Below are 26,123 nucleotides of genomic sequence, written 5' to 3'. Positions count from 1 at the left end.
CATGGAACTATTTTTTGTACGACATGGTCAGGGTGAGCACACGCTAAACACACCGGCTAGTTTGGAGCTAAATGACCCATCGCTCACTAAGAATGGTATTGAACAGGCAAAGAAATTAAGGCAGAGCATTCCTTTGACGGATAACGATATGATCGTATGTAGTCCCGTTAGGAGAACACTTGAAACTGCGTCGATTTGGAGCGAAGGCATTTTATGCGAGAGGATTGCCAGTCCTCTTGTAGCCCCGCGGATGTTTCCTCAAAAATCCAGCTGGCACACCCTCCCATGTGATGTGATACTGGATCGCTCAGTAATTAAAGGAGAGTATCCTACATTCAGACTGGACGATCATGCTTCTGAAGTGGTTTGGCGTGATGGGATAAACAAGACATCACCCGAAACGTTCAAAGAGTTAGGGGAGGCATTTTTGGATTGGTGCAAGTCACGTAAGAAGGGGAGAATCTTCGTTGTGTCACATGACGGAACGATCACATCGTATCGGGAGTTGATTACGGGGCAGCGTTTGTCGCGAGGAGATTTTCCGAAAGACGCAGGATGGTTGAAGGAAGAATTGACGTAAGAATAGACATTAGGAGGAAGAAATGAATCTAGAGAATAGAGCAAAAGAAATGGCAGCTATTTATCATGAAAATAAGAACGTGGAAGCAGTAATCCTTGCTGGGTCGGTATCGAAGAATTTACATGATGAGCACTCAGATATTGAACTCCATATCCTATGGTCTTGCCCTCCGACAGATGAAGATCGAAAAAATCCTATCGAACAGATCGGTGGCACTCTTTTATCGTTTCACCCTTATGAAGACGAGGAGTGGTCTGAGGCTTACTTGGATCCAGACGGGGTTAAGTTTGAGATCAGCAGCTTTTTAGATGAAACGATCGAACGGTTTCTTTCAGATGTCGTCGAGCGGTACGAAACGGACTATGATAAGCAGTGTATCGTTGCTTCCGTTCAAGATGGAGTTGGGTTATATGGGGAAGTGAAAGTTAAGGGTTTGAAAACGAAAGCTGCTGCATATCCAGAAGCGCTCTCTGAAAGCATGATTTCAGAAAACCTATGGCTCAGTAATCAGTGGAACAATCGAAAAGCGCTGTTGAAACGAAAAGACTGGCTGATGCTGTATAATGTGATGTGTGGTGTGGAGAAGAATCTGTTAGGGGTGCTGTTCGGTCTTAATCAGATGTATGTTCACCACCCTGCATTTAAGTGGATGCACGTGTCGATCGAAGAGATGAAGATCAAGCCTGACGACCTCCATGAACGGTTGTCCTACTGTTTGATCGGAGACCCAGAAAAGGGAATCGATGAGTTAGAGCGATTGGTTGAAGAGGTATTTGAGCTAGTAGAGTACCATCATCCTGGGCTTGAGATTAGTGAACAGAAGAAGCATGTTGGGTATGTGAAGTAAATTATTTAATAGATGTAAATACGAAAAAACCATCGGGTTGATATTATCTGATATTATCCCCTTTAAGTAGACATTCAAAAAAACCTCCATGATATGGTGGAGGAAAGGATGATACTTGGAGGGGATTTTTCTATGGCTAAAAAAGGACAAACGTTTCAACAGTATACAGACGATTTTAAACATAATGCCGTGATGAAATACATTAACGGTTCCCAAAGTTATAAAGCTCTAGCGGAAGAATTGGGAATAAAGAATTGTACACAACTTAAAGTGTGGGTCAAGAAGTGGAAGAATGGTGAGCCGTTTGATATTCGAAGTCGCAGTGGAGAAAATCCTATGTATGGTAGGCCGCGTACAAACTTTAACACAATTGAAGAAGAGAGAGATTACCTGAAAGCGCAGGTGGATTACTTAAAAAAGCAGTATCAAAATCTCGAAAAGGAGGAAAAATCACGCAAAAAATAAAGTATGAAACCGTGGAAGGCTTAAGGGGCAAAGCACCTGTCACTTGGTTATTAGAGATTGCTTCCCTCCAACCATCAAGTTATTACAAATGGAGAGCCAGTCAAGCAAAGCGAGATGAAAAGGCCAATCAAGATCATGACATCCAAATGCATATGATGGGGATTCATTTTCTTCACCCGGAAACAGGTTATCCTACCATGACACGTTTATTAAAAGAAAGTGGTTACCACATTAACCACAAAAAAGTGTATCGCTTGATGACAGAAATGGGCATTCAATCGGTAATCCGTAAAAAAAGAAAAAGGCATGGATACACCCCGTCTGTCGTCTATCCAAATAGGTTAAAACGCAACTTTAAAGCCAAGGGAACGAATCAGAAAATGGTGACGGACATTACTTATGTGTCAGATGGTAAACGATTCTATTACTTATCGGTGATCCAAGATTTATTCAACAATGAGATCGTAAGTTGGCAGCTTTCTAAACGAAACGATTTAAAACTTGTATTAGATACAGTAGCCCAATGGACAAAGAAAAAAGACGTAACTGAAGCCGTTCTCCATTCGGATCAAGGCTTTCAGTATACGTCTAAGGCATACAACATACGAATAGAAGAATATGGCGTTAAGGGCAGCCACTCTCGCAAAGGAAACTGCCTAGATAACGCCTGTATTGAGTCCTTCTTTTCGCATCTCAAAACAGAGAAGTTGTATATCGAACAGTGTAAAACAGAAAATGAGATCAGACAAGCAATCGAGGATTACATCTACCACTATAACTACAGACGTTTCCAAAAGAAATTAAAACAACGCGCGCCGATTGAATATCGACACGCGTTGGCAGCGTAGTTTTTTTATACTGTCTACTTGACAGGGGTAAAACCAGGTTACGATGGTTTTTTTGGTTGGAGTATTACTGTGCAGTATATCCGCCGTCAATAACAGCGGCTTGTCCAGTGATACTCTTTGCTTTATCACTACAGAGAAAGATCGAGTAATCTGCTACTTCTTGTACTTGGATGAGGCGTTTTTGTGGAACGTTCGATAAGATCGCTTCGTCTAGTGCCTTGTCTTTTTCGATATTTCGTGTTTTTGCAATGTCTTCAAGCTGGTTTTGAACAAGAGGTGTGTCCACATACCCCGGGCAGATCGCGTTCACGTTAACGCCTGAGTCCGCACCTTCTAGAGCCGCAACCTTTGTTAGACCGATGACGCCATGCTTAGCACTGTTGTAGCCCGCTTTTCCAGCGAACCCGATGAGTCCATTGATGGAAGCCATGTTTAAGATGCGTCCGTACCCTTGTTCCTTCATAATCGGGAAAGCGTACTTGATTCCGTAGAAAGGACCTTTCAACATGATGTCGAGAATAAGGTCAAACTTCTCGCTTGGGAATTCTTCGACGGGTGCTACGTGTTGGATACCAGCGTTGTTAACAAGAATGTCGAGGCGTCCGAATTTCTCGACCGTCTTTTCGATCGCATTCTTCACGTCTTCTTCCTTCGCAACGTTCGCTATCACTCCATCCACGGTAAGACCTTCATCTGTTAATGCTTTGATCGACTCGTTTAACGTATCCTCGTTGATGTCGTTTAACATTACTTTCGCGCCAGCTTTTGCGAATTCCGTTGCAATTTCAAGTCCAATTCCCTGACCTGACCCTGTGATCAATGCTACTTTACCGTCTAACATTGTCATGAACCTCCTTTATTTCAGATATACTTTCTTATATTACCCAATCGCATTGATTTCACTAAAGTAGGCTGGAATTTTTTTGAGCATCATTCTACATTCTTCGAGCTTGTTCGAGGGGTGACAGGCACCATCAAAAGAAGGGGGAGCTACATCATGGGAAGTGAGGGGAAACGGTTTTCTTCTTTGATCGAGAACGGGAAGAAACCGAATTTTCTCATCTTGATGGTCGATGAGGAGCGGTATCCATCGGTATATGAGAATGAGGAGCTTCGAGAGTGGCGGAGAAAGAATCTAATCACGCAGGAACTTTTGAAGGAAAACGGCTTTGAATTCAACAAGCACTATGTTGGCAGTACTGCATGTAGTCCGAGCCGAACGACGCTATATACTGGGCAGTATCCATCTCTTCACGGTGTTTCACAAACAAGTGGTGCAGCCAAAGGAGCTTTTGATCCTGATATGTTTTGGCTTGACCGGAATACGGTACCAACGATTGGCGATTACCTTAGAACGGCGGGATACCGAACGTTTTGGAAAGGGAAGTGGCATGCGTCGGACGAGGATATCCTCATACCTGGTACGAAGAATGCTTTGCCGAGCTATACGAATACAGGGCTACCAGATCCAGAGAACGTGAATGAATACCTTAACGCAAACCGGTTGAATGACTTTGGCTTCAATGGCTGGGTAGGACCGGAACCTCATGGAACGGCTCCCCGCAATTCCGGTTCTTCTGCTGGAATCGGTATCAGTGGCCGTGACGTAATCTATGCTGAAGAAGCGGTACATCTTATTAGGTCGCTCGAGCGAAATTCAGCTTGCGAAACCTCTCCTTGGATGATCATGACATCCTTTATCAATCCACATGACATCGCGCTGTTCGGGGCGTTTACAAGAAACAATCCGATGTATAATTTTGAAGTCGATCCATCACTCCCTGATATCCCGCCAGCTCCTACTGCAAACGAATCGCTAGCTACGAAGCCGAGAGCGCAAGAAAGCTATCGACTCACCTATCCAAAAGCGATACAACCGCTCGCAGACACGCTATTTTATCGTCAGCTTTATTATTCTCTTCAGAAGCAAGCCGACAATGAAATGTTCAAGGTTTTCGATGCGCTTCGGAACTCCTCTTTTTATGACGATACGATCGTGTTGTTTTTCTCAGATCATGGGGATATGCTGGGGGCGCACGGTGGACTGTTTCAAAAATGGTACAACACGTATGAGGAATCGATTCATGTGCCCTTTATCATCCATAGTCCGAAGCTGTTCTCAGGACGAGAGAGTACAGAGATGTTGACGAGTCATGTGGATATTCTTCCAACTATGCTCGGGCTTGCAGGCATCGATGCAGGAGAAGCTCAGGAAAAGCTAAGCAAAAGTCATAACGAAGTTCATCCTCTCGTTGGGCGTGACCTCACCCCATTGTTAGAAGGGAAAAAAGCCTTTTATCGAGCCGACGAACCTCTTTACTTTATGACGGATGATGATGTGACGAGAGGGTTGAACCAGGTTACGGTAACCGGCGAGCCGTACGAATCCGTCATTCAGCCGAACCACATCGAAGCGATCATCATGAGGCTTCCTACTGGAGCCAACCGAGCTAAAGAGCTATGGAAGTTTTCAAGGTACTATGACAACCCTCAGTTCTGGAGTAACCCTGGTGTATCGGATGTCGTCGTGCATGAGCAAAAATCAGTTCCTACCTCTGAGAACGTCGAAGCCTCTCTCTGTATCACGACAACAAAAGTAAATCCCCTGCCAGACGAGTTTGAGCTGTATAATTTGACGACAGATCCTCTTGAAGAAAAGAACTTAGCGGATCCTGCGTTTCAAACGCCTGAGTCGATCGAGGTTATGAACCTTTTGATGATCGCGCTCGAGGAACAGTGTAAACAGAAGAGGCTGGAGCCGTCGAGCGGCCCTGTGCCAGGTATGCCTTCGTGTGAACAGGGATAGAACGCTTCGAATAAGGGCTCGGTACGAATTTTTTTTATTCATGAGGAGATAGTAAGAGTGATTGAAATAATTACTATCGAGGTCGATGCCCTTATGACATCAAAACGGCACGTTGTATTCAATTTTGCGATGATCCTGATCCCGTGGTTCTCTTTACGATTTATCGGAAAGCGACATATCAAGCGGTTTTTCTTTGCGAGCTTTATCATTTTCCTATTCGAAGTAATCAATCATTTGTACGGCCGAAAGCGGAAATGGTGGAAATTTTATGATAAGCCGAAGTCGTTCTTAAGAGATGAATTTCCATTCGACATTGGTCCATATATGCCCATATCGATGTGGATCTTAAAGCATTCTTACGGTAATTTTAAAAAGTTCGTGGGATTAAATGTTCTTGCGAATGCACTATTCGCTTTTCTGTTCCTTCCCTTTTTGAATAAGATAAAGATCGCTCGGTTGCATAAGTTAACGTACTTTCAGTTCTTTCTCTATATCCACTATAAAGCGTACTTGCTGTACGGATTGCAGGTTTTGTATGAAAAGTTTCGCTTAAGAAAACGAGGAGGAGAGAAAACGCAGCTTGCAGAAGAAGGCTGAGAATGTTCTTCGTGAGAAGCATTTCGCTAGGTTTACGCATAGGCGTAGCGAAATGCTTCTTTTCTATTGGAAATAGAAAACCATTTTAATGGGAGTATTGTCCCGTAGTTCGATGAAATAACGGGGGCTTTTGGATTAACTATAAAAGGTTTTATTGACGAACTATTCTACAGTCGTTATTTTAAAGATAAGAAATGTTTCCTTAGGTCAACTTTTTGTCTTGAGGTAAAAAAGAGAGGAGTAGATAAACTTTGATAATGAACTGGTTTCGAAATAACGTTGTTGCCGCCTCATTACTAACAGTGATTCGCGTTTATGTCGGATATACGTTTTTGATGGCAGGGTGGGGAAAAATTTCAGGTGAGGAGAAATTTGATGCTTCAGGATTCCTACAAGGAGGAATCGAGAAATCGACAGGAGAGCATCCAGCTGTGCAAGGATGGTATGCGAACTTCCTTGAGAACGTTGCTTTGCCGAACGTATCGATCTTTAACGTATTGGTTCCCTGGGGAGAGTTGTTAGTAGGAATTGCATTAATCCTAGGGTTATTAACAACTTTTTCAGCATTTATGGGATTAATCATGAACGTCAACTTTTTACTTGCAGGTGCGATCAGCACGAATCCAAACCTTATGATCATGGAGTTTTTACTATTAGTTGGAGGATGGAATGCAGGAAAGATAGGACTCGATTACTTTCTACTTAAACTGAAAAAGAAACGCTTTGAATGTGAAGAAAGAGGAGTTGCAGCGTAATAAAAAATGAGCAAGGAGACTGCTAGCTCCTTGCTCGTTTTTATTATTTATTGATCCCTTGTTCCTTCGCCATCTTTCGAGCGACTCTCGGTGCGAGCCAAACCATCGGAAGGAGAAGGAGTGAAACCGGAACAGCTGTTACAACGATAAAGTTCTGAAGCTGCGTGATTCCACTGTCACCCGTGATCAATAGGATGACGGCAATAGCGCCGAGAAGCACTGCCCAGAATATACGTAACCAGCTCTTAGGATTGCCTTCACCTGTAACGGCCATCGCGATCGTGTAGGACATGGAGTCCGTCGTCGTCACTACGAATAGGATCGTGAGGATCAAGAACAGTGGTGAAACGATCGCTGCGAGCGGGAACTGCTCCGTGATCGCAAACATTGCGGCTGGATTACCAGCTGCGTTCAAAGCTTCAGAGATCGAGCCAGGGTTTGTCAGTTCAAAGTGAATGCCTGATCCACCAAGAACGGTGAACCAGAACGTTGAGATAACAGGCGCAAAGATCGATACTGCGACGATGATATCTCGGATCGTACGACCGCGAGAAATACGAGAAACGAGTATCGCCATCATTGGACCGTATCCGATGAACCAGCCCCAGAAAAACACTGTCCAGAACGAAAGCCAACCCGTGTCACCACGGAACGTTGACATCGTAATAAACTGATCAACATAGTAACCGAATCCTGAGATGAAGTGGTCGATAATAAATCCACCTGGTCCGAAGATTACGATGAAGACCATCAATACGATTGCGAGCTGTACGTTGAAGCTACTTAGAATTTGGATTCCTTTGTATAGCCCCGTTACCGCAGAAATCGTAGCGATCACAACAACTGCTAAAATGATCGAAAACTGTGTGCTAAACTGATTCGGAATGCCGAAGATCTCCTGCAGGCCATAGCTTGCTTGAAGACCTAAGAATCCGATCGGTCCGATCGTTCCAGCTGCAACAGCGATAACAGAAAACGCGTCGATTACCGTTCCGATCCAGCTGTGTCGAAGTCGTTCGCCGAAGATCGGATAAAGAAGCGTACGAGGCTTCATCGGCATGCCTTTATGATAGTGACCGTACATCATCACGACAGCACTGATCGTACCTAGGATTGCCCATGCGAGGAAACCCCAATGCATAAAGCTTTGTGCGAGCGCTGGGTCGATCGCAGCGTTCGTGCCTGCTTCGATCCCAGATTGAGAAGGTGGAACGGTTAAGAAGTGGTACATCGGCTCAGCCGCTGCCCAGAATACACCGCCACCTGCGAGAAGTGTCGCCATGATGATGGAGAGCCACTTGTATAAACTTAGTTCGGGTTTGTCTAAATTACCCATTTTGATTTTACCGTATCGGGAGAAAGCGAGTCCGATTCCAACGAAGAACGTCGCTAACATAAGGACTTGCCAGAAAGCCCCAAAGTAGGTTGCTGACCATGAGAAACTATTACTAACGATTGCTTCTACAAGACTGATATCGAATAGTGCGAGAACAACGAAGAGAACGAGAATTCCTCCGCTTATACCAAATACCGGCCAGTCGATCCGGCCTGATTCTTTATTTTTCATATCGTACTCCTTTAAATTTTCTAGAAATGCTTTAGGCACAAAAATTTACTCTACCACCTGAATATTGCGGATGCAAGAATTTTGTCGTATTGTGATGTATTTTGTCCAGCTTTCTTCCAAATCATGAGTGAATTGGTAGAGAAATACGGTTTCGCTGATATATGTTGGAATTCGCTGATAAAAGAGTGATTTTCGCTGATATATAGTTTGAAATCGCTGATAAAAATGATATTTCGCCGATAAAATGAAATTTTCGCTGATAAGAGGAGAGGAGATGATCCGCAGTCTGGATTTTTCCTTAAAAAAGAAACTTTTGGTAGGGGATCTACGTAGTAACTAGTAGAAGATGGATAAGATATAGAGGTGAATCACGATGAAAGGGAAATTCTTTTTACTGTATGTGTCGGTTACGATCATTACTATTTTTGGCGGAGGATTTGCGATCAGGTATTTTAGGGATGGCGACTTGTATGTTGATCATCTTATAGCTGCGATAGTCGGGGTGATCGGTGTACTGGTGTTTTTCATCTTGAAGGTGAAAGAAAAGTCTAATGCGACGGAGGAAATGTGAAAGAGGGGGCTCGCTGCCCCCTCTTTACGTGTGTATATGGTCTTTTTTTCTCCATTTACCGTTCTTCAACTCATAGCCCAGGTCTCTGATTCGAATGTAATATCCTAAGAAATAGATGCCGAGCAAAAAGAAGTAAATGAGTGTAAAGGTGAGATATGTCTCAATACCTGCCCCTTCAGATGACGTAACGAAAATCAAGCCGATAAACAAAAAATAGATCGGCAGCCAGATGGTGAAAGGGCGTTTTTTTAGATTGAACGAGCGGTCGATCGGTGCAAGGTAGTTTTCGTCCGTACTTTTTACATATAACTTTTTTATAATGATTGGAATTAAGATGATAAACAACCCTAATAAGCGCGCATAGTTATTGAAGAAGGTTATTGCGATCCAGTATAGCCCTAGAATTGTTACGAACATCGTTGTTAAAAGAAGAATATGCTGCCGAGCAGTTAGTTCTCTTTTCGTTGGCATAATGCACCTCCGGAAGTTTCTTCTTTTACAAGCGTAAAGAAAGCACTAAATTATGTAAATAGAATCACAAAAAAACGAAGGCTCTAATTTGAGCCTTATGCATCCGTTTCTACTCCTTCTTTGTCCCATTTTCCGTTATTCAGGTGATAGCCGAGTTTCTTCATTTTGCGGAAGTGAAGCACTGTTGGTATCCCGAGCAATATGGTGGCGCGAATCAACCCTAAAATGGCGCCAAGTATGACACTCGATCCGATCGTGAATGTATCCCATAGTACGATAAAGATAAAAAGAGGGATAACGAAAAACCAAAAAAGGATTGTTATGTTCAACTTCCGGTCTAGAGGTGCAAGGTAATGTTCATTCGTGACGTCAAAGTATCGTCTGCCGATCAAACCGATGATGACGATCATGATGAGGAACGTGGGAAAGCCAACGGAAAGTCCAAAAAAATAAAAGGCAGTCGTAACGCTGCCTATTAATAATAAAACAAGCCCGATTAATAGAAGTAGCTGTTGCCCAAACGATAAGCCGCTTTTTTTCGACATCTACTAGCCTCCAGATTTCATCGTTTTTTAGGTGTACGTCTGTTCATATTTAGCAGCATGTATCCAACTGCGATGGCGATTGAAATCGAAACGAATGGTGACATCGCTACGTTCCCATGTTGAAGGGAATCCACGTAAACGATGATGGCTGCAGGAAATAAGAAGAGAAATAAAACAAGGTTCAGCACAATTTCTTTCATGATCGTAACTCCTCTCTACCCTCTAAAGTGATAAAAACAGCCGAGAAACTGGTCACCAAAAAGAACAAAAGGTTCTCTATCTTGTTACTATCTTCTTACCTTTTATTTATGAAATATAAACCAAAAAATGTAAGTGTTTTTATTGAAATAACATAATATGGGAACTTTTTCTCGTTTCATTCGTCTTTCCTTTTGTGGAGAATGTTTGGAGGAGATTATATGAGAACGGGAATGAAGTTTGTCTCGATTATAGTGAGTATATTACTGATCGGAAGCTTTGCTGGCATGTTCCAAAATGGAATTGAGATGAGTCTCAAGGAATTTTGGAATCAGTTCGTCCAATTAATAAGAGCAATTCTTAATCCAGGGGAACTAACTTATGAACCATTGTTCGGAAGCACGACGGTATATCCAGTTTTCCCAGGGATATTTGAATACTATGGCTATTCCCTTTTTATCTTGGTTGCAGGATTTTGTATAGCGTTGATCGGAAGCTTAGGGTTAACCTATATCACGTTTTTTCTTCCATATCGATTGAGGAAGATGTTTATTAGAGTAACGGGCATCCTTGAGGCCATACCTGATCTTTTTATCATCGTAATGTTTCAGATTGCGATCGTTTCATTGTACAAAGAGACGGGATTATTAATCTTTGAAGTCGTTGGGGGATTCGAACGTCCAGTCGTTCTTCCGCTTATTACGTACGCGGTCTTGCCGGCTATTCTTCTTTACCGAGTCATGCTGCTCACGTTCGAGGATGAATTAGTTTCGCCTTACGTAGAACTTGCGAGTGGAAAGGGACTTTCAAAGAGTAGAATCTTGTGGAAGCACGTGTTACGAAACGCGCTTTTTACCGTTGTAAATCACTCGCGAACCATCATTGTTCTCATGCTTTCGAACCTGGTGATGCTTGAAATTCTCTTTAATTTATATGGACTAGTGTGGTTTATGGTGAACAACTTAAGAGTTGAAATCGTAATAATCGGCATACTGATGATATTCGTACCGCTCTTTCTTATTGAAGCTTGCTCGAGATTTTTCATTCAGCGTATAACCGGAAAGGAGTTGGCTGATTGATGGGAAAGGCACTGATAAAAAACGCGGAATTTATGATCGGCTCGACTTTCTTTTTCAGTGTACTGGCGGCAAGCTTTCTTTACACGATTTTCTTTCATGATCATATTCCCGTTGCAGAGCTAACGTATGATCAAAACGGAGATATCCTTGCGAGGCCTCCTTATTCGCCAGTTGAGCACCCTCCTTTTGGAACAGATAATGTTTCTCAAGATTTGTTTTTCTTGTTGCTCGTTGGAGCAAAATACACGCTCGGCATTGCTCTAGTGATCGCTTTAGCGAGATTTGTACTATCCTTTCTGCTTGGGGTTGGGATGCAGCTGTATGCTGCGCCGATTTTGAAAAAATTCAAACCGTTACTAGAAGGGTTCTTTTATTTTCCTGCACCGCTTCTTGCTTATTTGATTTTAAGTTATGTTCTAATGAGAGATTTGTTTATGGATGGTGAGTTTTCGACGACATTTACAGAGCGAATGGTGTTCGAAGTCATTGTCTTGATCATGATCGGCGTGCCGATTACGATGACCACGATTGCGAGAGAAGTAGAGCTTTTACAAGAAAAGGAGTTTATTACGAGTGCAAAGGTTTTAGGTGGAAGTCGCTTCCATATGTTGATGAAGCATCTCATGCCATACTTAAAACCACAGCTTTTCATCATTTTTATTAGAGAAATCATTCTCGTCCTGTTGTTGTTAGCACACCTTGGGATTTTAAACGTTTTGTTCGGAGGAGTTGCAATCGAAGAAGATATGTTTGGGAACAGTGTGTTTGTTTCGCTTTCCAACGAATGGTCCGGTTTGATCGGAAATAGCCTTAAGTTCTTGTTCACAACCTATTATTGGATTCCACTCGTTCCGATCATTTGTTTTACGGTAACGATTCTCGCTTTAAAAATGATGGTACAAGGTTTTCAAGAATCAGCACATGCTTCGAAAAAGGGTATGGTTGTTCGGAAAGAGAAAAAGAGTCTAGAGGAGTATGATCAGAAAAAAATTGATAATCGTTCGTTCAAGTCGCTGAGCGGCTAGAAAGAAGGGAGATTTTTTGTTGTTACGAGAATTTAAAATGGAAGACGTAGATGAAGTAAAAGGAGTTTACATATGGAACAAGAACAACTGAACATTTTCGACGAAAAACATAACCATATCGGTGTGGCATCACGAAAAGAAGTACATGAAAAAGGCTATTGGCATGAGGCGTTTCATTGCTGGATTGTGAGTATGGAAGATGGGTGTCCGTTCGTTTATTTACAGCTTCGTAGTCGAGAGAAGAAGGACTACCCTTATTTGCTAGATATTACGGCTGCGGGTCACCTTTTATCGAATGAAACGGTGAAAGATGGCGTGAGAGAGGTGAAGGAAGAGATCGGGATCGATTTGGCGTTTCAGTCACTGTTACCGCTTGGTGTCCTGAATTATTCCGTTCATCAGGGCGATTTCATAGATAAAGAGATCGCGCACGTGTTTCTCCACCTTGCATCGCTTAGGTTCGAAGACTTTACGCTTCAAAAGGAAGAAGTGGCCGGAATGGTGAAAGTAGAACTCGATGAGTTTGAGGCGCTTTGGGATGACACTGCTGAGACAATTCAGGTGGAAGGATTTGAAATCGATCAAGAGGGACGTAAACGGTTGATCAATGAAAGAGTTGGAAAAGAAAAGTGCGTGCCACACGAGGTTTCTTTTTATCAAGCGGTGATCGAGCGGATAAAGAATGAATGGTAGAGCGGAGGTGAAGTGATGAACAACGAGTTACCAACACTCGAAACGAAACGGTTGTTGCTGAGAGAAGTGAGAACGGAGGATGCTGAAGCGATGTTGGGCTATTTGTCTGACTCAGATGTGGTGAAGCACATGGGGCTAGAGCCGTTTCGGTCGATCGACGATGCGTTAGATGAGATTAACTGGTACAAATCCATACATAAAGAAGGTTCCGGAATGCGGTGGGGACTGATACTGAAGGAATCGGATGAAATGATTGGCAGCTGTGGTTTTTTAAATCGTAGACCGAGACACAGGCGGGGGGAGATAGGTTTTGAGCTAAATAAGAGTTACTGGGGAAAAGGGTTAGCAAGTGAAGCGCTTCATGCCGTTATTGCGTTCGGCTTTCGAGAGCTCGAATTGGAACGGGTCGAAGCGTTGATCGAGCTTGAGAATCGTTCATCTCAAAAGTTAGTTGAGAAGCAAGGCTTTATGAGAGAAGGGTTATTGAGACACTATGAATATACGTGTGGAAAATTTGATGATCTCTATATGTATTCAATGCTGCGTGGGGAGTATGAGAATGGCGAAGATGATGTTTAGCGGCCGATGGCCAGGACGTTTCAATTAAGTATGCGACTCTCGTAATGAGCAATTTTTACTGTTTCGTTTTGAAATAATTGGGAATTAGACAGTAAGAACTCATTTATAGGAGGGTGCACGTGAAAATAATAAAAGCGTTCGCGGAAGGAAAAAAGTTTTTTCGATCTGTTATCATGGCAGGTATCGTCTGTTTTTTTCTAGTTGCTTTGATCGTAGCGTTTGTTCAGTTCCTTTTTAAATGAACTGGTGAAGCCGTATTCGGGAGTCGAATACGGCTTTCTTTTATGTTTTTTACTAATAGGAGAATATAGTGATAAAACCCATTGACCCTCACGTTACGTTATACCCTATAGTGAAGAGTAAGGAGGTGCTGGCCGAAAATGAAAGTGAAAGAGGTAGCGAATCTTGTAGGAATCAGTGTTCGTACGCTCCATCATTATGATGAAATAGGATTGTTAACGCCAGAGACGACTGAAGCAGGCTACCGGATTTATTCTGAAAATGATTTAGAGACGCTGCAGCAGATTTTATTTTTTAAAGAACTTGGGTTTTCTCTGAAGGAAGTTCAGCGAATTCTTGAAGACCCGGCTTTTGATCGAAAGGAGGCGCTGGAGTTACAGCGGAGGATGCTTGTTGAAAAGCGCAGTCATGTGGATCGGATGATTACGACAATCGATAAAACGATAAAACAAATGATGGGAGAGGTCGAAATGACAAATGAGGAAAAGTTTGAGGGGATGAACTTTGATCATAACCCGTATGAAGAGGAGGCGCGTATGCGCTGGGGTGATAAAAAGGTCGATGAATCGAATAAGAAGGTGCGAGGAATGTCTAAGGAAGAGCAGCAGAATCTATCGGAGGGCTGGGATCGGATTTATACGAGACTTGCGAAGCTGCGTCACGGTGCACCTGATTCGGCTGAGGCGCAGGAAGCGATTCATGAATGGTATGAGTTCTTGAAGAATTTTGGAGATTATTCTTATGAAGCGTTCCGCGGGCTAGGGCAGATGTACGTGGATGATGAGCGATTCACGAAGAATATCGATAAATACGGTGAAGGATTAGCGGTGTTTATGTGCGATGCGATGGCCGTTTATGCGGATCGAAAAGCCTGAATGAGAGGGGTGCTTGTCGTAGTGACAGGCACCCCTCACAATTCGTCGAAAAATGTATTGCATTCCCCGGAATTACTTGTATAATAAAAATATACAAATTTCTGAAAATTTAAAAAGAATTAACAAAAAGGGGCGAATGTGTAAATGGAAGGGTTTTTGAATGGGATTATCGATGCATCAAATGGCATTCTTTGGGGTTACGTACTCATTGCAGGATTACTCGGTATAGGCATTTACTTTACAGTGGCTTCTCGTTTTGTGCAATTTCGTTTCTTCGGAGAAATGATCCGGGTGATGTCTGAGAAACCGGAATACAAAGATGGATCGAAAAATATCTCACCATTTAAATCTTTCTGTGTTGGAGCAGCGACTCGTATCGGTACTGGTAACTTAGCGGGGGTAGCAGTAGCAATCACGCTTGGTGGACCAGGTGCAATCTTTTGGATGTGGATCGTCGCTTTACTGGGAGGAGCAACAGCGTTTATTGAAAGTACATTAGCTCAGGTTTATAAGATCAAAGATACAAAAGCGTTCCGAGGAGGACCAGCGTATTACATAGAAAAAGGGTTAAAGAAAAGATGGTTAGGAATCATATTCGCAGTCTTAATCGCGATTACGTTCGGACTCATTTTTAACTCCGTTCAAAGTAATACGATCGCATTAGCGTTTGAGAATGCGTTCGGCATGAACCGTATTATGGTTGGGGTAGTGATTACGGTTGTGACAGGTCTCGTTATTTTCGGTGGGGTACACCGTATCGCGAACTTATCGAGTATCATCGTTCCAGTAATGGCAGTGCTTTATCTTACGATTGCGATCATTGTGATGTTGATCAACATTACTGAACTTCCTGCCGTCATCGGATTAATCGTACAAAGTGCATTTGGATTTGAGCAAGCTGTCGGTGGTGCGATCGGTGCAGCGATCATGAACGGTGTAAAACGTGGTTTGTTCTCGAACGAAGCTGGTATGGGTAGTGCGCCAAACGCTGCAGCTACTGCAACAACGTCACACCCGGCGAAGCAAGGACTTATCCAGTCTCTAGGTGTATTCGTCGATACGATTCTTGTGTGTTCCGCAACAGCTTTCATCATCTTACTTGCTCCTCAGTTCCGTACAGGAGAAGTATCTGGAATCGAGTTGCTGCAAAACTCACTAAGCTCTCATATCGGTGGATGGGCAGCAATCTTCATCTCAGTCGCAATCTTCCTTTTTGCATTCAGCTCGATCATCGGTTCTTACTACTACGGCGAAACGAACATCGAGTTTATTAAAGAAAGTAAGTCTGCGATTCTTGGCTACCGTATCCTTACGATGGCATTCGTGATGATCGGATCGATTTCAAGTCTATCTCTTGTATGGAAGATGGCAGACTTGTTCATGGCACTGATGACGATCATCAACCTGATCGCGATCGGCATGCTGGCAAAAGTAGCGATGAAGGTTCTGAAAGATTACGAGGTACAGCGTAAAGCAGGAAAGAATCCAGTATTTAACCCTACAGCGCTCGGTATTAAAGATACTGAAGCATGGGAGACGAAGCAGGAAGAAAAGAAGGTTGGTTAATTCGATAGTTTAGCGAAAGAGCCTGTTGTATCAGGCTCTTTTTTTGTTTCGACAGAAACCGGGTGGTACCAGGCACCAGAATAGAAACGGAACCAGAAACGCGAAACCTTCAGCTGTCACAGTCGTACTAGTAAGTGAGGTGATACCATGCTGAACGTAGCGATTGAGAGTGCAGGATATCAGGATAATCGGAAGGCGGTTCGAAACATTGCATTTGACGTAGGTGCAGGAGAGCTCGTCGGTCTTCTTGGTGGTAACGGAGCAGGGAAAAGTACAACGATAAAGGCATTACTTGGTCTATTGAAAGGGTGGAAAGGTAATGTTGAGATAAAAGACGGCGCTCGCTATGCATACATACCAGAACAACCCGTTCTATATGATTACTTAACATTTTATGAGCATCTTGAACTTGCCGCTGCTTCCTCGCTAGGAGGGGAAGAGTGGGAAAGAAGGGCGAAAGAGCTGATCGCGTATTTCCGTATGGAGAAGGTGGTGGATGACTATCCGTCGAGTTTTTCAAAAGGGATGAAGCAAAAAGTCATGTTGATTACAGCGTTTATGTTAAAGGCAGATCTCTATATTATCGATGAGCCTTTTCTTGGACTTGATCCTCGTGCGACGAAAGATTTTCTAACGCTTATCGAGATGGAAAGAGAGAGGGGCGCAGGTATTTTAATGTGTACCCACGTCTTGGATACGGCTGAGCGAATCTGCGATCGGTTCATCCTTTTGAACGATGGAACGCTGTTGGCGCAAGGATCGCTGCATGATTTTCAGTTAAAGTCCGGAGAAAAAACTGGCTCGTTGCTTGACTGCGTAGATACCTTGCTGGAGCAAGAGCGATGAAAGCTCTTCCGCTGTTAAGGAAACGAATCAAAAGCGATTTTGACTATAAATATCGAGATCTTCGTACAGCGATCGATTGGACGGTCCTTCTGTATATCCTTATCCCAGCAACCGTGATCTTCATCGCGATGTATCGATCATGGTGGATTGAAGCACCCGAGTGGACAGCGAGTGTGCCAGAGGAAGTCGCTTTGATCGGGTTATTTTTCTTTGCAACGACACTTTCCTTCAGAACATATGTAGAAGAGGCAGATCAAGTGTTCATTATGGGCAATACTGAGCTGATGGTCACTTACCAAAAGTGGTATACGCTGTTTTCACTAGTAAGGACTGTCGGATGGGGAATCATTGGGTTAGGAGTTCTCCTCCCATTACTCATCGTAGGATGGGGATGGTCAGTTTCTGAGGTTGCGAGTCTTGCTTCCTATATTCTTTTGATGAGTGTCATCGTGACGTTAGGAAAGCATCTTCTTCAAGTCACCATCTCAATCGTTTGGATTAAGTGGGTGATGATTGGGTTACTAACCACCCTTGGCGTGGGAACGGTTCTCGTCTTACATACCGTAATCGATCGTGAAGGTATTCTAGTTTTCGTATGTGCTGTTCTCGCCGTTATCCTCTCTCTCCTCATTCGAATGCGCCTTACATTGAAGGGAACGTTTTTTCAAGATGTCATTCTTGAGAGAGGCTATAAACAGCACTTCACAAAGCTATTCCTAGGACCGAGCGGAAGTGTTTCTAAGCCGCTTATCGAGAGACGAAGACCGTTACTTGTTAAGGGGAAATGGATTAAAAAAGATGATCCGGTCTCACGTATTCTCGATCTCTACTTGAAGTGGCTAGTTCGATCGTTTGATAAACTTCAGTTCTACCTGCAGGTTGTAGGGTGGAGCAACGTAGCAATCTATCTGTTGCCACTCGTGGTCAAATTCATTGTACTTGGTTTTGCTCTGTACGCGCTTACGAGTTTATCTCGTTCAGATTGGAAAGAGTTTAGTGATCATCAATACGGAAAATTGTTTCGATGGGATGAAAATGTTCGAAGGGATGCGGAGGGGAAAGTAGTGAAGCTCATCAGTATGCCAGCCTTCTTCTTACTCTGTATCGTAACGGTTGGTGTGGTATGGATGCAGGTCATGTGAGTAAGGAAGTAAGCAAAGGGTTCCGAGTCAGCGCTGACTCGGAACCCTTGTTTCGACAGAAACCGGGTGGTACCAGGCACCGTACTGGCACCGTATTCAACAGCTGTTATTCACTTCATACGCTGCTCTTACCCCGGATTGGATGGCGCCCTCCATCCAGCCGTGGAAAGAGGAGGTGTGCTCGCCGGCAAAGTGAAGCTTTCCTTCTGGCTGTCTGATGATTTGCCCTAAATTTGCTTCCTGTCCTGGGACAAAGAGTGTAAAGCAACCGGCGGAGTATGGGTTCTCGCTCCAATTGAACGTAACCGAATTCTTATATTCTGTGTAGACTTTGCTTCCGTAAATCTTCGCTAAGTCTTTTAGTACCATCTGAATGCGTTCTTCCTCGGTTAAACTGCCCCAAAGGACAGCGTCATTTCCCCAGCTATAGCTCGCTAACAACACACCAGAACCAGGCGAACCGATGGCATGGCTTGGGACATAGGTGAAACGGGTTGGCAAATCACTGAGCGCATTTCCGACTCCGTCATCCTCCCAGAACCTTCTCCCGAATTCGATTCCGATCTTTACAGCTGGTACGTTGACCAGTTCTCGGATTGCCTGCCATTTTTTGAACGAAATCGAATCGTATGGATATACATCGATAAATTGAATTAGAGGGAACGGTAACGTAATGATGGCCGCATCACCAATATAGCTGAACCGTTGCCCAGTTAGTGGGTTCTCCGCTTGAACGCGTACCCCCTTATCGTTCTGGACAATCTTCTCAACTTTACGATTGAAGTAAATATCTGACCGCAGTTCATTGAAGAAGGCATACGGCAAACGATCATTCCCGCCTTTTATCTCATAAAACTTTATGTCATTACTGAAGATCGGATAGATGATGTCAGTTAAAATGTCAGTAAAAGCAAAGTTAGGGAATCCTTCGATGCCGAGCATTACGGCAATACTTCTTATCGCATTGAGAGAAAGAGGGCGTCCGAAGGGGTTGCTCCGTAAAAACCTTCCCATTGAGTAGGACCCATACTCCTTGATCAAGTTCTCCTTTTCTTCGTCTGAGCTGTTTTGATAAAGGTCGATAAAAGGCTGTGTGGCCTCTAGAAAAAGCTCTGTTGCCGTTTTTCCTTTTTCATCTTCATCCACTGGGAACCTTAATATATCTGGGTTTTCCTCGTATTCTTTTCGTGTCGTGAGGACATTGTTCACATAGATCAAATCATTTAGAGAAGCGTTTTTAAACGGATTAACAGGTAGTTTGAACCGCTTGATGTATTCAAACACGAGGGCATGATTATCAGGGATTCTCATCGCCCCAGCATCCATGTATTTGTTCTCTGAAAAAGGCTCTCGAATCGTGTACACTCTTCCACCGATTCTGTTGTTTGCTTCAAGAATCGTGACGCGATGACCAGCCCTTTTTAATAATGAAGCCGAGACTAATCCTGACAAACCCGCCCCGATAATGATGATGTGTCGAGGAGGACAGGAATTCGGCAAACCGTTTCGAATAATGGATAGTAAATCATCAGGGTACTTTAATGAAGAAAACGATTCTGTCACCACACCCACCTACCTTCCCACCTATACATATGAATAAAGTAAGACGGTTATGAGATATTGGCTTTGTAAGAACCATATAAGTTGGTTGGCATAGGGCTATAGGGTACGATGAGGAGAGGTTGGTTCGAGTATGCATTCCAAAATAAGGTAGAAAAAAGTTTTCTTCCCACCCATATCTTTTAGTAAGGTTCATCCGTTATAGAAGTGAGAGGATAAAGGAGTGATGATGGTGGAAAAGACATTCCCTTCAATGAAGAACGGTAAGGAAAAGCAGCTAGAGACCCTGCTGCCGAAGCTGTATGCGTACTGCACCTTTCTCACAAAAGACAAATGGCTTGGAGAGGACCTCGCTCACGATGCAGTAGTGAAGGCTTTTAAGACGTATGGAGGCGAGATTACACCAGCCCTTTTGAAGAAAATTGCCTACCATGGGTGGATCGATCACATGAGAAAGGCAGAAAAGGAAACCCTTGTTTCAGACGAAGGGTTTGAGGGGCAGGCAACTGAAAAAAGCGATGTTGATCCTGAAATACTTGAGAAACTGTTAACGTTAACCGCAAAACAGCTCGTGACGTTCGTTTTAAAAGAAGCGTTTCAGTATAAAATTTCTGAAATCGCGGAGCTGTTAGAGATGTCAGAAACAGGTGTGAAGGCATTGTTGAACCGAGCCCGATCGAGGGTTCAAAAGGTAGCGGACGCTGATGAACAAAACGCTTATGACGAGGTGCTGTACCGGTCATTAGTGAAAGCGATCGCGATTCAAGACCCTGCCACATTCATCAAGCTGATCCCAACCCTCATTCCAAGGGCGTCACGCCTGTCGTCACCTTCCATGATCCTCTCATTAGCAGCATAGCGAAGGAGGCAATAACGTGAATGCGATACCTTACGTAGTGGAACAGACGAATCGAGGTGAGCGGTCGTACGACATTTACTCACGTTTGTTAAAAGACCGCATCATCATGGTGAGTGAAGAAATCAACGATCATATGGCGAACAGCATTGTAGCTCAACTCTTATTTTTAGCTGCAGAAGATCCTGATAAAGACATCTCGCTCTACATCAACAGTCCAGGCGGCTCGACATCAGCGGGCTTCTCGATCTTAGATACGATGCAATACATCAAACCAGACGTTCAAACGATCTGTACGGGTTTGGCAGCTTCATTCGGAGCGATGCTGCTCCTGTCTGGAACAAAAGGGAAGCGGTTCGCTCTTCCGAATAGTGAAGTCATGATCCATCAGCCGCTTGGAGGCGCGAGGGGGCAAGCGACGGACCTTGAGATTTCAGCAAAACGAATCATCAAGCTTCGTAAGCACATCAACGAAATCATCGCCGATCGAACAGGTCAGCCGATTAAAAAGGTTTCAGAAGACACGGATCGTGATTATTTCATGAGTGCACAAGAAGCGAAAGAGTATGGTATCGTCGATGACATTTTGAAAAGGAAGTAACAGGAAGACAACAGCGCGCTGTTGTCTTTTTCATTGTTATAAAAATGACATGATTCTCCTGATCGATGAATAAGATAGGTACATCATCCAATAAGTTAAAGGGGTTGAGTACGATTTATTGGGTCTTATACGTCATCGTTTTTTTGATGCTGTTGTTTTTTACCCGGATCGAGTTTGCGCTCACTTTTATGATCGGAGCTTTCTTTGCGATTCGGCATCTACCACGTCGGGTTCGTGTAGCATCAGGCATGCCGAGTGAACAGGTCACTTCACCCATCCGAAAAGTATCGAACGTTGAATATGAGGATGAGTTTGATTTTTATGAGAACCACCCAGAGGAAGACCGAATCTATGAAGAACAAGGTTACGTACACGAGTCAATGCAGGAGGAAGTCGTTGAAGTAGGAAGGGATGAGCGGTAAAAAGCGTGCTGCCCACATGGACAGCACGCATTTTATTAGAACAATACATATGAAATAACGACATACATCAGAGCCATCACGAGTGACGGGGCGGCATATCGCCACTGACTTAGGGTACGAGCTGGACGCACGAGTAGGTAGATGATCACGAGCGTCATGACGAGACCGAGCCCTGCGATGAACATGTTCGACGCATCGACCGCTGCGAGGATCGGTCCTTTTCGGTAAAGGATGTCCGTTAATGCAAGAAGTTGGATGTTGAAAAGGTTGCTTCCTAGAATCGAACCGATCGCCATGTTGTAGTTTGCTAGTTTAAAAGCAGCGAGTACTGTCACGAGCTCTGGTAATGATGTAGAAGCAGCGATGAGAAAGCTTCCGACGAAGCTCGCGTTCATGCCGGTTGCTTGCGCAAGACGGTCACCTGTAATCGATAGAAGACTACCAGAAGCAAAAACAACAACCGCTGCGATGATGAAGCCGATCACCGCTGTTCGAAGGGAGACATCCTTTGCAGGAATCTCTTCTTGCTTCTCATCATCACTTGAAATGAATTTCATACAAAGGACGTAAGCGAGAACGACGATGATCATTTCGATTCCAACTCCAAAGATTGAAATGGAACCGGGAATTAGGAACGATGCGATAATGATCACAAAAAAGAGTAAACCGATGAGCGCGGATGGGACATTCGCCTTCGTATCGATTTGTTGAAACAATCTTCTTCTTCGATAGATCAAGTCGACAACAGCGAGAATTAGTAGGTTAAAACCGTTACTTCCTAGCATGTTTCCGACCGCGATATCCGGATTATCGATGTACACTGCGGTTAAGCTCGTTGTTAACTCTGGAAGTGACGTTGCTCCTGCGATCAAGAACGTACCGACGACTGCACCGCTCAATGACGATTTCTTACTGATGACGTCACCGAACTGGTTCAGGTAAATAGCGGCAATGACAACAACTGCTGCTGCGAGTATAAAGGATAGGATTAGCATGGTGAACTCCTCTCTGCCAGTGCATACAAAAAGACCCTGGCACGTTTTGTACCAAGGTCTTGCGTACTAAAAGTTTAGCGTGATGGACCAGGTATCGAAATACCGTAATGGTGATCCACCAACCGTATCGGCCGCTACTCCCCTTGTTACTTTAACTATAGCTCGAACTGATTTCTAAGTCAATTTATAAGGGACAAAATACACGTCCGCCCTTCCGCAAAACACTTTCATCACCTCTCCATCCGTAGTAGACTAGTAGTGAACTGGAAAACTGCAGCTAGGGTTCCGCTATTCGATAGGACTGTGACCGAGGGCTGCATCTTTTACGAAAGTAAAAGGCACCTATTGACATAAAAGGTCCGAGGGGAAAGGTTCAGCGTATTTCGCATGCGCTGAAAACTTTCTCTTCGGGCCTCTTTTTATTTTTAAGGAGGTTATTGAGATGAAGATCGATGCGTTAAAAGCAGGTGTAGCGGTGATTATTCTGAATGAGAACAATGACGTGCTGCTTCAAAAAAGGAAGGATGTAGGACTTTGGGGTATTCCTTCCGGGCATGTCGAGATTGGAGAAACAGTCGCTGAGGCAGCGGTAAGAGAAGTGAAAGAAGAAACGAATTTAGATGTTGCGGTTAAAAAGCTGATCGGCGTTTATTCGGAGCCGTCCTCACAAGTATTTCATTACCCAGGTGGAAAAGTCGTTCATTTTATTACAACGTGCTTTCTCGCTGAAATGATAGGTGGAGATCTCAGATGCAATTCAGACGAATCACTTGACGTGAAGTTCTTTCAGGCATCTAAGCTTCCGGAAAACTTATTAACGATGCATCCGAAATGGTTAGAAGATGCACTCGAACAAAGAGAGGAAGCTTTTATCCGGTAAAGCAGGTTTTCCTTTTCAAAATCATTGTGCTTTCGACGCCCTCGGCACCTCAACTGTACTCATCTTTTTCATATTAAACGTGTGAAAAATGATTCCTAAGATGATGAACAGAACGCCTACTAAAGCGAGTCCAGTTGGGAGTGGACTTGTTAACAGGAGCGTCTCACCCATGATCACAAACAGAATCTGCGTCGACTGCGTGGCTTCCACTGTTGCGAGCTTTCCTTGGTGATGCTTCACGCGATTCGTTGCGATGAAGAATAGCGTTGTCGCGATGACGCCTGAACAAATCGCGACGATAAACGATTGTGTCACTTGACTCGTGCTCGGTAAGCCGACTTTGGCGACTGCAACCCCGCTTAAAATCAACCAAAATGGTAAACTAGCGATCGTCATGCCTAGTATTCTCTGAAACGTATCGAGCTTTCCTTCACATAACTCCATCATCTTGCGGTTTCCGAGTGGGTATGCGAATGCTGCTAGAATAACAGGACCGATACCGATCATAATCTGAACGATCGTGAGCTCACTCGCTTTTTGCTGTTGAATCAAAAGGACTCCGATCAAGATAATTAGCGAAATGGCGAGTGATTTTGTTTGGATGCGGTGTCGTCGTTTCACGATGCCAGTGGATGTTCGTTCTACTTTGAAAAAGAAAGGAGCGACGAGGATCCCACCGATAATCGTGAATTGCCATGTGCCTGCGACTAACCAGCCTGGTCCATATGCCGCTGCGTATGTTAGAGGGGCGTAGAAAAGGACGAAACCTACAAAACTCCATGTCAGCCATTTCCACGGTTCTTTTTTTAGTTCGATGAAAACTTGTTTTCGATTGCTTCTCATCAGTACAATGAGGAGTAGAAAAGGAACCATGAAGAGGAAACGGAGGGAAGAACTCCACATCCAGCTTCCACCTTCAAGTTCCATCGAGCGGTTCAAGATAAATGTAACGGCAAAAAACATCGACGAAAGAATACCGAGGGCTATCTCTTTCAATAAAATCGCTCTTTTCTGTATGGTATAGTTAATGATATGTATATTATAGTATATGTAGTAGTTTGTAAAATCAAATCATTGTGAGGTTATCGTATGAGTGAAAAAAATAACTGGGGAGACCCTGAGAAATTATCGAAGCAAGTCGGTGCAACCCTACGATCGATTAGGAAGGAACGAAATCTTTCGTTATCAGAGCTAGCAGAACGAACGGATGTTAGCAATCTAACGTTAGGGAAAATTGAAAGAGGGGAAGCGAATCCATCGTTAACGATCATCTGGAAGATTGCGAATGGACTCGCGATTCCGATTTCATCGCTGCTCGCAGAAAAACAAGACGTGGTGATATCGAAGAAACATGAAGGGCAGAAAGTGCTTAGCGCAGATGAATTTTTAGTCCTTGAACCGATGTTCAACATGAAGGGGTACGGTTCATTAGAAACGCATCGAGCGTTTCTTGAGCCGAACAGCGAGTACAGCGCAGATGCCCATCAGCAAGGTGTGATCGAGTATATCACTGTGATGGAAGGCCGTGTGAACGTGAGGGTGCAAGATGAGATCTATGAGCTAGAACGGTATGATTCGATAAAGTTCCAGGCTGATCAAGAGCATGCTTACATCAATCCAGACTCAGCTCGGGCCGTTCTACATTTCGTGATGATCTATACGCAGGCATAGAAAAAGCTGCCGATTCGGCAGCTTTAGCTTGTCGATAACCCTATGTCATTATTCAGTGCTCCCTATGCCGTAGTCGATGACGATCGCATGCTTTCCGCGGACGAACGTCCAAGCCCGAGGTGAAACCCACACCCCGGTCTCGGCCGCCCGTACTACCGCAGGAGTCCGCGATCGTCTCTCCTACTTGAAGGAATAAATTCACAGTCAACATTCCGTCCCAATGGTTTAACAGACGAATATGGCAATTCTGACCTCCCTTTTAACCATCAACGTTATATGGAAAGGAATTGATCGACTACTCTTTTCCCAATACCGATTTTCTCTACACTCTAAAGCTGCCTATTCGTCTATCTTCCTTTGTTGAGATCGAACAATTGTCGCAGGGTGTCATCATTCACGATAAGATCATCGAGCGTATAGCCATCGAGAACCTTAAAATACGCTTCGAGCGCGTCATTGAGCACATGTTTTAATTGACACGCGGGTGTGATGATGCACGTGTTCGTTTCTCGGTCAAAGCATTCGACTAGATGAAAATCTTCTTCCATGCTTCGTACGATCTCCCCAACGTTTATGTCTTTAGGGTGTTTTGCGAGTCGTAGTCCGCCGTACCTTCCTCGGATCGTTTCGATATACTTCTTCTTTCCGAGCTCATGAGCGACTTTCATCAAATGGTTTTTCGAGATATTGTAAGCATCTGCGATTTCCTGGATGCTCGCTAATTTATCATTCTTCATACTCCCAAGATAGATCAACATTCTTAATGAGTAATCCGTATAATTTCTTAAACGCACGATCGTTCATCCTCATTTCAGTCCACTTTCCCTTTATTTTAGCACATCT

30 protein-coding genes are annotated in these 26,123 nt (G+C 43.8%); 21 read left to right on the top strand and 9 right to left on the bottom strand.

Annotated elements, in window-relative coordinates:
• Position 1 precedes the first annotated feature (1 nt).
• The 3 genes from ACXADT_RS19660 to ACXADT_RS19650 all read left to right on the top strand — a co-directional run bounded on the left by ACXADT_RS19660 (position 2) and on the right by ACXADT_RS19650 (position 2,740).
• A complete protein-coding gene (locus ACXADT_RS19660; RefSeq protein ID WP_474832469.1) occupies positions 2-580 on the top strand; it encodes a histidine phosphatase family protein in 579 nt (192 codons plus the stop codon).
• 22 nt (positions 581-602) lie between these two features.
• Positions 603-1,427 (top strand): DUF4037 domain-containing protein, encoded by an 825-nt coding sequence (locus ACXADT_RS19655; RefSeq protein ID WP_474832468.1) that lies wholly within the window; start codon positions 603-605, stop codon positions 1,425-1,427.
• Positions 1,428-1,559: 132 nt separating this feature from the next.
• Positions 1,560-2,740, top strand: a protein-coding gene (locus tag ACXADT_RS19650; RefSeq protein WP_474831670.1) for an IS3 family transposase whose coding sequence is annotated in 2 segments (ribosomal slippage) — positions 1,560-1,851 and positions 1,851-2,740 — 1,182 coding nt in all. Because the reading frame shifts where the segments join, the coding sequence is not laid out codon by codon here.
• A 64-nt stretch (positions 2,741-2,804) separates the two neighbouring features.
• On the opposite strand, the gene ACXADT_RS19645 is transcribed toward ACXADT_RS19650, so the two are convergent.
• Positions 2,805-3,581: a 3-hydroxybutyrate dehydrogenase gene (locus ACXADT_RS19645; protein ID WP_474813399.1), complete on the bottom strand. Its 777-nt coding sequence runs from the start codon at positions 3,579-3,581 to the stop codon at positions 2,805-2,807.
• 156 nt (positions 3,582-3,737) lie between these two features.
• Here ACXADT_RS19645 and ACXADT_RS19640 point away from each other — a divergent pair, with 156 nt between their 5' ends.
• The 3 genes from ACXADT_RS19640 (at position 3,738) to ACXADT_RS19630 (ending at position 6,898) form a co-directional block, all read left to right on the top strand.
• Positions 3,738-5,546 (top strand): sulfatase family protein, encoded by a 1,809-nt coding sequence (locus ACXADT_RS19640; RefSeq protein ID WP_474832467.1) that lies wholly within the window; start codon positions 3,738-3,740, stop codon positions 5,544-5,546.
• 93 nt (positions 5,547-5,639) lie between these two features.
• The gene (locus tag ACXADT_RS19635) at positions 5,640-6,143 is read left to right on the top strand and encodes a hypothetical protein (protein WP_474834597.1); all 504 of its coding nucleotides are present in this window, start codon (positions 5,640-5,642) and stop codon (positions 6,141-6,143) included.
• Positions 6,144-6,400: 257 nt separating this feature from the next.
• Complete coding sequence (locus ACXADT_RS19630) at positions 6,401-6,898, top strand: DoxX family protein (protein ID WP_474834595.1); 498 nt, start codon at positions 6,401-6,403, stop codon at positions 6,896-6,898.
• 43 nt (positions 6,899-6,941) lie between these two features.
• Here the strand turns inward: ACXADT_RS19630 and ACXADT_RS19625 are convergent, their stop codons facing one another.
• Positions 6,942-8,465, bottom strand: a complete 1,524-nt coding sequence (locus ACXADT_RS19625) for a BCCT family transporter (RefSeq protein WP_474813385.1) — start codon at positions 8,463-8,465, stop codon at positions 6,942-6,944.
• Between the two features lie 373 nt (positions 8,466-8,838).
• On the opposite strand from ACXADT_RS19625, the gene ACXADT_RS19620 reads away from it, so the two are divergent.
• Complete coding sequence (locus ACXADT_RS19620) at positions 8,839-9,036, top strand: hypothetical protein (protein WP_474813383.1); 198 nt, start codon at positions 8,839-8,841, stop codon at positions 9,034-9,036.
• 24 nt (positions 9,037-9,060) lie between these two features.
• Here ACXADT_RS19620 and ACXADT_RS19615 read toward each other — a convergent pair whose 3' ends face one another.
• The 3 genes from ACXADT_RS19615 to ACXADT_RS19605 all read right to left on the bottom strand — a co-directional run bounded on the left by ACXADT_RS19615 (position 9,061) and on the right by ACXADT_RS19605 (position 10,252).
• Positions 9,061-9,507 carry a hypothetical protein gene (locus tag ACXADT_RS19615; protein ID WP_474832466.1) on the bottom strand — a complete coding sequence of 149 codons (447 nt, stop codon included), beginning with the start codon at positions 9,505-9,507 and terminating at the stop codon, positions 9,061-9,063.
• A 95-nt stretch (positions 9,508-9,602) separates the two neighbouring features.
• A complete protein-coding gene (locus ACXADT_RS19610) occupies positions 9,603-10,052 on the bottom strand; it encodes a hypothetical protein (protein ID WP_474832465.1) in 450 nt (149 codons plus the stop codon).
• Between the two features lie 17 nt (positions 10,053-10,069).
• The gene (locus ACXADT_RS19605) at positions 10,070-10,252 is read right to left on the bottom strand and encodes a hypothetical protein (RefSeq protein WP_474813379.1); all 183 of its coding nucleotides are present in this window, start codon (positions 10,250-10,252) and stop codon (positions 10,070-10,072) included.
• Positions 10,253-10,471: 219 nt separating this feature from the next.
• Between ACXADT_RS19605 and ACXADT_RS19600 the strand changes: the two genes are divergently transcribed.
• From ACXADT_RS19600 to ACXADT_RS19560, 9 genes are all read left to right on the top strand, one after another.
• Complete coding sequence (locus tag ACXADT_RS19600) at positions 10,472-11,329, top strand: ABC transporter permease subunit (RefSeq protein WP_474832464.1); 858 nt, start codon at positions 10,472-10,474, stop codon at positions 11,327-11,329.
• The gene (locus ACXADT_RS19595; RefSeq protein WP_474835858.1) at positions 11,326-12,354 is read left to right on the top strand and encodes a peptide ABC transporter permease; all 1,029 of its coding nucleotides are present in this window, start codon (positions 11,326-11,328) and stop codon (positions 12,352-12,354) included. The genes ACXADT_RS19600 and ACXADT_RS19595 overlap by 4 nt, the downstream gene beginning before the upstream one ends.
• Before the next feature lie 72 nt (positions 12,355-12,426).
• Positions 12,427-13,047 (top strand): NUDIX hydrolase, encoded by a 621-nt coding sequence (locus ACXADT_RS19590; RefSeq protein ID WP_474832462.1) that lies wholly within the window; start codon positions 12,427-12,429, stop codon positions 13,045-13,047.
• Positions 13,048-13,062: 15 nt separating this feature from the next.
• Positions 13,063-13,626 (top strand): GNAT family N-acetyltransferase, encoded by a 564-nt coding sequence (locus ACXADT_RS19585; protein ID WP_474832461.1) that lies wholly within the window; start codon positions 13,063-13,065, stop codon positions 13,624-13,626.
• A 119-nt stretch (positions 13,627-13,745) separates the two neighbouring features.
• Positions 13,746-13,868, top strand: a complete 123-nt coding sequence (locus tag ACXADT_RS19580; RefSeq protein ID WP_270181008.1) for a hypothetical protein — start codon at positions 13,746-13,748, stop codon at positions 13,866-13,868.
• A gap of 138 nt (positions 13,869-14,006) precedes the next feature.
• Positions 14,007-14,741 carry a MerR family transcriptional regulator gene (locus ACXADT_RS19575; protein ID WP_474832460.1) on the top strand — a complete coding sequence of 245 codons (735 nt, stop codon included), beginning with the start codon at positions 14,007-14,009 and terminating at the stop codon, positions 14,739-14,741.
• 144 nt (positions 14,742-14,885) lie between these two features.
• The gene (locus ACXADT_RS19570; protein ID WP_474832459.1) at positions 14,886-16,307 is read left to right on the top strand and encodes an alanine/glycine:cation symporter family protein; all 1,422 of its coding nucleotides are present in this window, start codon (positions 14,886-14,888) and stop codon (positions 16,305-16,307) included.
• A 147-nt stretch (positions 16,308-16,454) separates the two neighbouring features.
• Positions 16,455-17,153 (top strand): ABC transporter ATP-binding protein, encoded by a 699-nt coding sequence (locus tag ACXADT_RS19565; RefSeq protein WP_474832458.1) that lies wholly within the window; start codon positions 16,455-16,457, stop codon positions 17,151-17,153.
• A complete protein-coding gene (locus tag ACXADT_RS19560) occupies positions 17,150-18,295 on the top strand; it encodes an ABC transporter permease (protein WP_474832457.1) in 1,146 nt (381 codons plus the stop codon). Before ACXADT_RS19565 ends, ACXADT_RS19560 begins: the two co-directional genes overlap by 4 nt.
• Positions 18,296-18,391: 96 nt before the next feature.
• On the opposite strand, the gene ACXADT_RS19555 is transcribed toward ACXADT_RS19560, so the two are convergent.
• Positions 18,392-19,867 (bottom strand): flavin monoamine oxidase family protein, encoded by a 1,476-nt coding sequence (locus ACXADT_RS19555; RefSeq protein WP_474832456.1) that lies wholly within the window; start codon positions 19,865-19,867, stop codon positions 18,392-18,394.
• A 220-nt stretch (positions 19,868-20,087) separates the two neighbouring features.
• Between ACXADT_RS19555 and ACXADT_RS19550 the strand changes: the two genes are divergently transcribed.
• The 3 genes from ACXADT_RS19550 to ACXADT_RS19540 all read left to right on the top strand — a co-directional run bounded on the left by ACXADT_RS19550 (position 20,088) and on the right by ACXADT_RS19540 (position 21,734).
• Positions 20,088-20,714 carry a sigma factor-like helix-turn-helix DNA-binding protein gene (locus tag ACXADT_RS19550; protein ID WP_474832455.1) on the top strand — a complete coding sequence of 209 codons (627 nt, stop codon included), beginning with the start codon at positions 20,088-20,090 and terminating at the stop codon, positions 20,712-20,714.
• 16 nt (positions 20,715-20,730) lie between these two features.
• Positions 20,731-21,312 (top strand): ATP-dependent Clp endopeptidase proteolytic subunit ClpP, encoded by a 582-nt coding sequence (gene clpP / locus ACXADT_RS19545; protein ID WP_270181014.1) that lies wholly within the window; start codon positions 20,731-20,733, stop codon positions 21,310-21,312.
• 65 nt (positions 21,313-21,377) lie between these two features.
• Complete coding sequence (locus tag ACXADT_RS19540; RefSeq protein WP_474832454.1) at positions 21,378-21,734, top strand: hypothetical protein; 357 nt, start codon at positions 21,378-21,380, stop codon at positions 21,732-21,734.
• A 35-nt stretch (positions 21,735-21,769) separates the two neighbouring features.
• On the opposite strand, the gene ACXADT_RS19535 is transcribed toward ACXADT_RS19540, so the two are convergent.
• Positions 21,770-22,729 (bottom strand): sodium:calcium antiporter, encoded by a 960-nt coding sequence (locus tag ACXADT_RS19535; protein WP_474832453.1) that lies wholly within the window; start codon positions 22,727-22,729, stop codon positions 21,770-21,772.
• A 442-nt stretch (positions 22,730-23,171) separates the two neighbouring features.
• Between ACXADT_RS19535 and ACXADT_RS19530 the strand changes: the two genes are divergently transcribed.
• Positions 23,172-23,609, top strand: a complete 438-nt coding sequence (locus ACXADT_RS19530; protein ID WP_474832452.1) for an NUDIX domain-containing protein — start codon at positions 23,172-23,174, stop codon at positions 23,607-23,609.
• A 21-nt stretch (positions 23,610-23,630) separates the two neighbouring features.
• Here the strand turns inward: ACXADT_RS19530 and ACXADT_RS19525 are convergent, their stop codons facing one another.
• Positions 23,631-24,605 (bottom strand): DMT family transporter, encoded by a 975-nt coding sequence (locus tag ACXADT_RS19525; protein WP_474832451.1) that lies wholly within the window; start codon positions 24,603-24,605, stop codon positions 23,631-23,633.
• A gap of 93 nt (positions 24,606-24,698) precedes the next feature.
• Here ACXADT_RS19525 and ACXADT_RS19520 point away from each other — a divergent pair, with 93 nt between their 5' ends.
• Entirely contained in the window at positions 24,699-25,280 is a 582-nt protein-coding gene (locus ACXADT_RS19520) for a helix-turn-helix domain-containing protein (RefSeq protein WP_474832450.1), read from the top strand.
• A gap of 347 nt (positions 25,281-25,627) precedes the next feature.
• Here ACXADT_RS19520 and ACXADT_RS19515 read toward each other — a convergent pair whose 3' ends face one another.
• A complete protein-coding gene (locus ACXADT_RS19515; RefSeq protein WP_474832449.1) occupies positions 25,628-26,074 on the bottom strand; it encodes an RrF2 family transcriptional regulator in 447 nt (148 codons plus the stop codon).
• Between the last annotated feature and the right edge of the window lie 49 nt (positions 26,075-26,123).

The sequence above is a fragment of the Anaerobacillus sp. ABR4_321 genome, assembly GCF_056158505.1.
The sequence above is the reverse complement of the archived record's forward strand: the minus strand, read 5'-3'. Positions and strand labels throughout refer to the sequence as shown.

What these genes read in the sequence shown, in the direction of transcription:
- ACXADT_RS19660 (WP_474832469.1), top strand. Translation starts at nt 2, where the DNA reads ATGGAACTATTTTTTGTACGACATGGTCAGGGTGAGCACACGCTAAAC.
- ACXADT_RS19655 (WP_474832468.1), top strand. Translation starts at nt 603, where the DNA reads ATGAATCTAGAGAATAGAGCAAAAGAAATGGCAGCTATTTATCATGAA.
- ACXADT_RS19645 (WP_474813399.1), bottom strand. Translation starts at nt 3,581, where the DNA reads ATGTTAGACGGTAAAGTAGCATTGATCACAGGGTCAGGTCAGGGAATT.
- ACXADT_RS19640 (WP_474832467.1), top strand. Translation starts at nt 3,738, where the DNA reads ATGGGAAGTGAGGGGAAACGGTTTTCTTCTTTGATCGAGAACGGGAAG.
- ACXADT_RS19635 (WP_474834597.1), top strand. Translation starts at nt 5,640, where the DNA reads ATGACATCAAAACGGCACGTTGTATTCAATTTTGCGATGATCCTGATC.
- ACXADT_RS19630 (WP_474834595.1), top strand. Translation starts at nt 6,401, where the DNA reads ATGAACTGGTTTCGAAATAACGTTGTTGCCGCCTCATTACTAACAGTG.
- ACXADT_RS19625 (WP_474813385.1), bottom strand. Translation starts at nt 8,465, where the DNA reads ATGAAAAATAAAGAATCAGGCCGGATCGACTGGCCGGTATTTGGTATA.
- ACXADT_RS19620 (WP_474813383.1), top strand. Translation starts at nt 8,839, where the DNA reads ATGAAAGGGAAATTCTTTTTACTGTATGTGTCGGTTACGATCATTACT.
- ACXADT_RS19615 (WP_474832466.1), bottom strand. Translation starts at nt 9,507, where the DNA reads ATGCCAACGAAAAGAGAACTAACTGCTCGGCAGCATATTCTTCTTTTA.
- ACXADT_RS19610 (WP_474832465.1), bottom strand. Translation starts at nt 10,052, where the DNA reads ATGTCGAAAAAAAGCGGCTTATCGTTTGGGCAACAGCTACTTCTATTA.
- ACXADT_RS19605 (WP_474813379.1), bottom strand. Translation starts at nt 10,252, where the DNA reads ATGAAAGAAATTGTGCTGAACCTTGTTTTATTTCTCTTCTTATTTCCT.
- ACXADT_RS19600 (WP_474832464.1), top strand. Translation starts at nt 10,472, where the DNA reads ATGAGAACGGGAATGAAGTTTGTCTCGATTATAGTGAGTATATTACTG.
- ACXADT_RS19590 (WP_474832462.1), top strand. Translation starts at nt 12,427, where the DNA reads ATGGAACAAGAACAACTGAACATTTTCGACGAAAAACATAACCATATC.
- ACXADT_RS19585 (WP_474832461.1), top strand. Translation starts at nt 13,063, where the DNA reads ATGAACAACGAGTTACCAACACTCGAAACGAAACGGTTGTTGCTGAGA.
- ACXADT_RS19575 (WP_474832460.1), top strand. Translation starts at nt 14,007, where the DNA reads ATGAAAGTGAAAGAGGTAGCGAATCTTGTAGGAATCAGTGTTCGTACG.
- ACXADT_RS19570 (WP_474832459.1), top strand. Translation starts at nt 14,886, where the DNA reads ATGGAAGGGTTTTTGAATGGGATTATCGATGCATCAAATGGCATTCTT.
- ACXADT_RS19565 (WP_474832458.1), top strand. Translation starts at nt 16,455, where the DNA reads ATGCTGAACGTAGCGATTGAGAGTGCAGGATATCAGGATAATCGGAAG.
- ACXADT_RS19560 (WP_474832457.1), top strand. Translation starts at nt 17,150, where the DNA reads ATGAAAGCTCTTCCGCTGTTAAGGAAACGAATCAAAAGCGATTTTGAC.
- ACXADT_RS19540 (WP_474832454.1), top strand. Translation starts at nt 21,378, where the DNA reads ATGAATAAGATAGGTACATCATCCAATAAGTTAAAGGGGTTGAGTACG.
- ACXADT_RS19535 (WP_474832453.1), bottom strand. Translation starts at nt 22,729, where the DNA reads ATGCTAATCCTATCCTTTATACTCGCAGCAGCAGTTGTTGTCATTGCC.
- ACXADT_RS19530 (WP_474832452.1), top strand. Translation starts at nt 23,172, where the DNA reads ATGAAGATCGATGCGTTAAAAGCAGGTGTAGCGGTGATTATTCTGAAT.
- ACXADT_RS19520 (WP_474832450.1), top strand. Translation starts at nt 24,699, where the DNA reads ATGAGTGAAAAAAATAACTGGGGAGACCCTGAGAAATTATCGAAGCAA.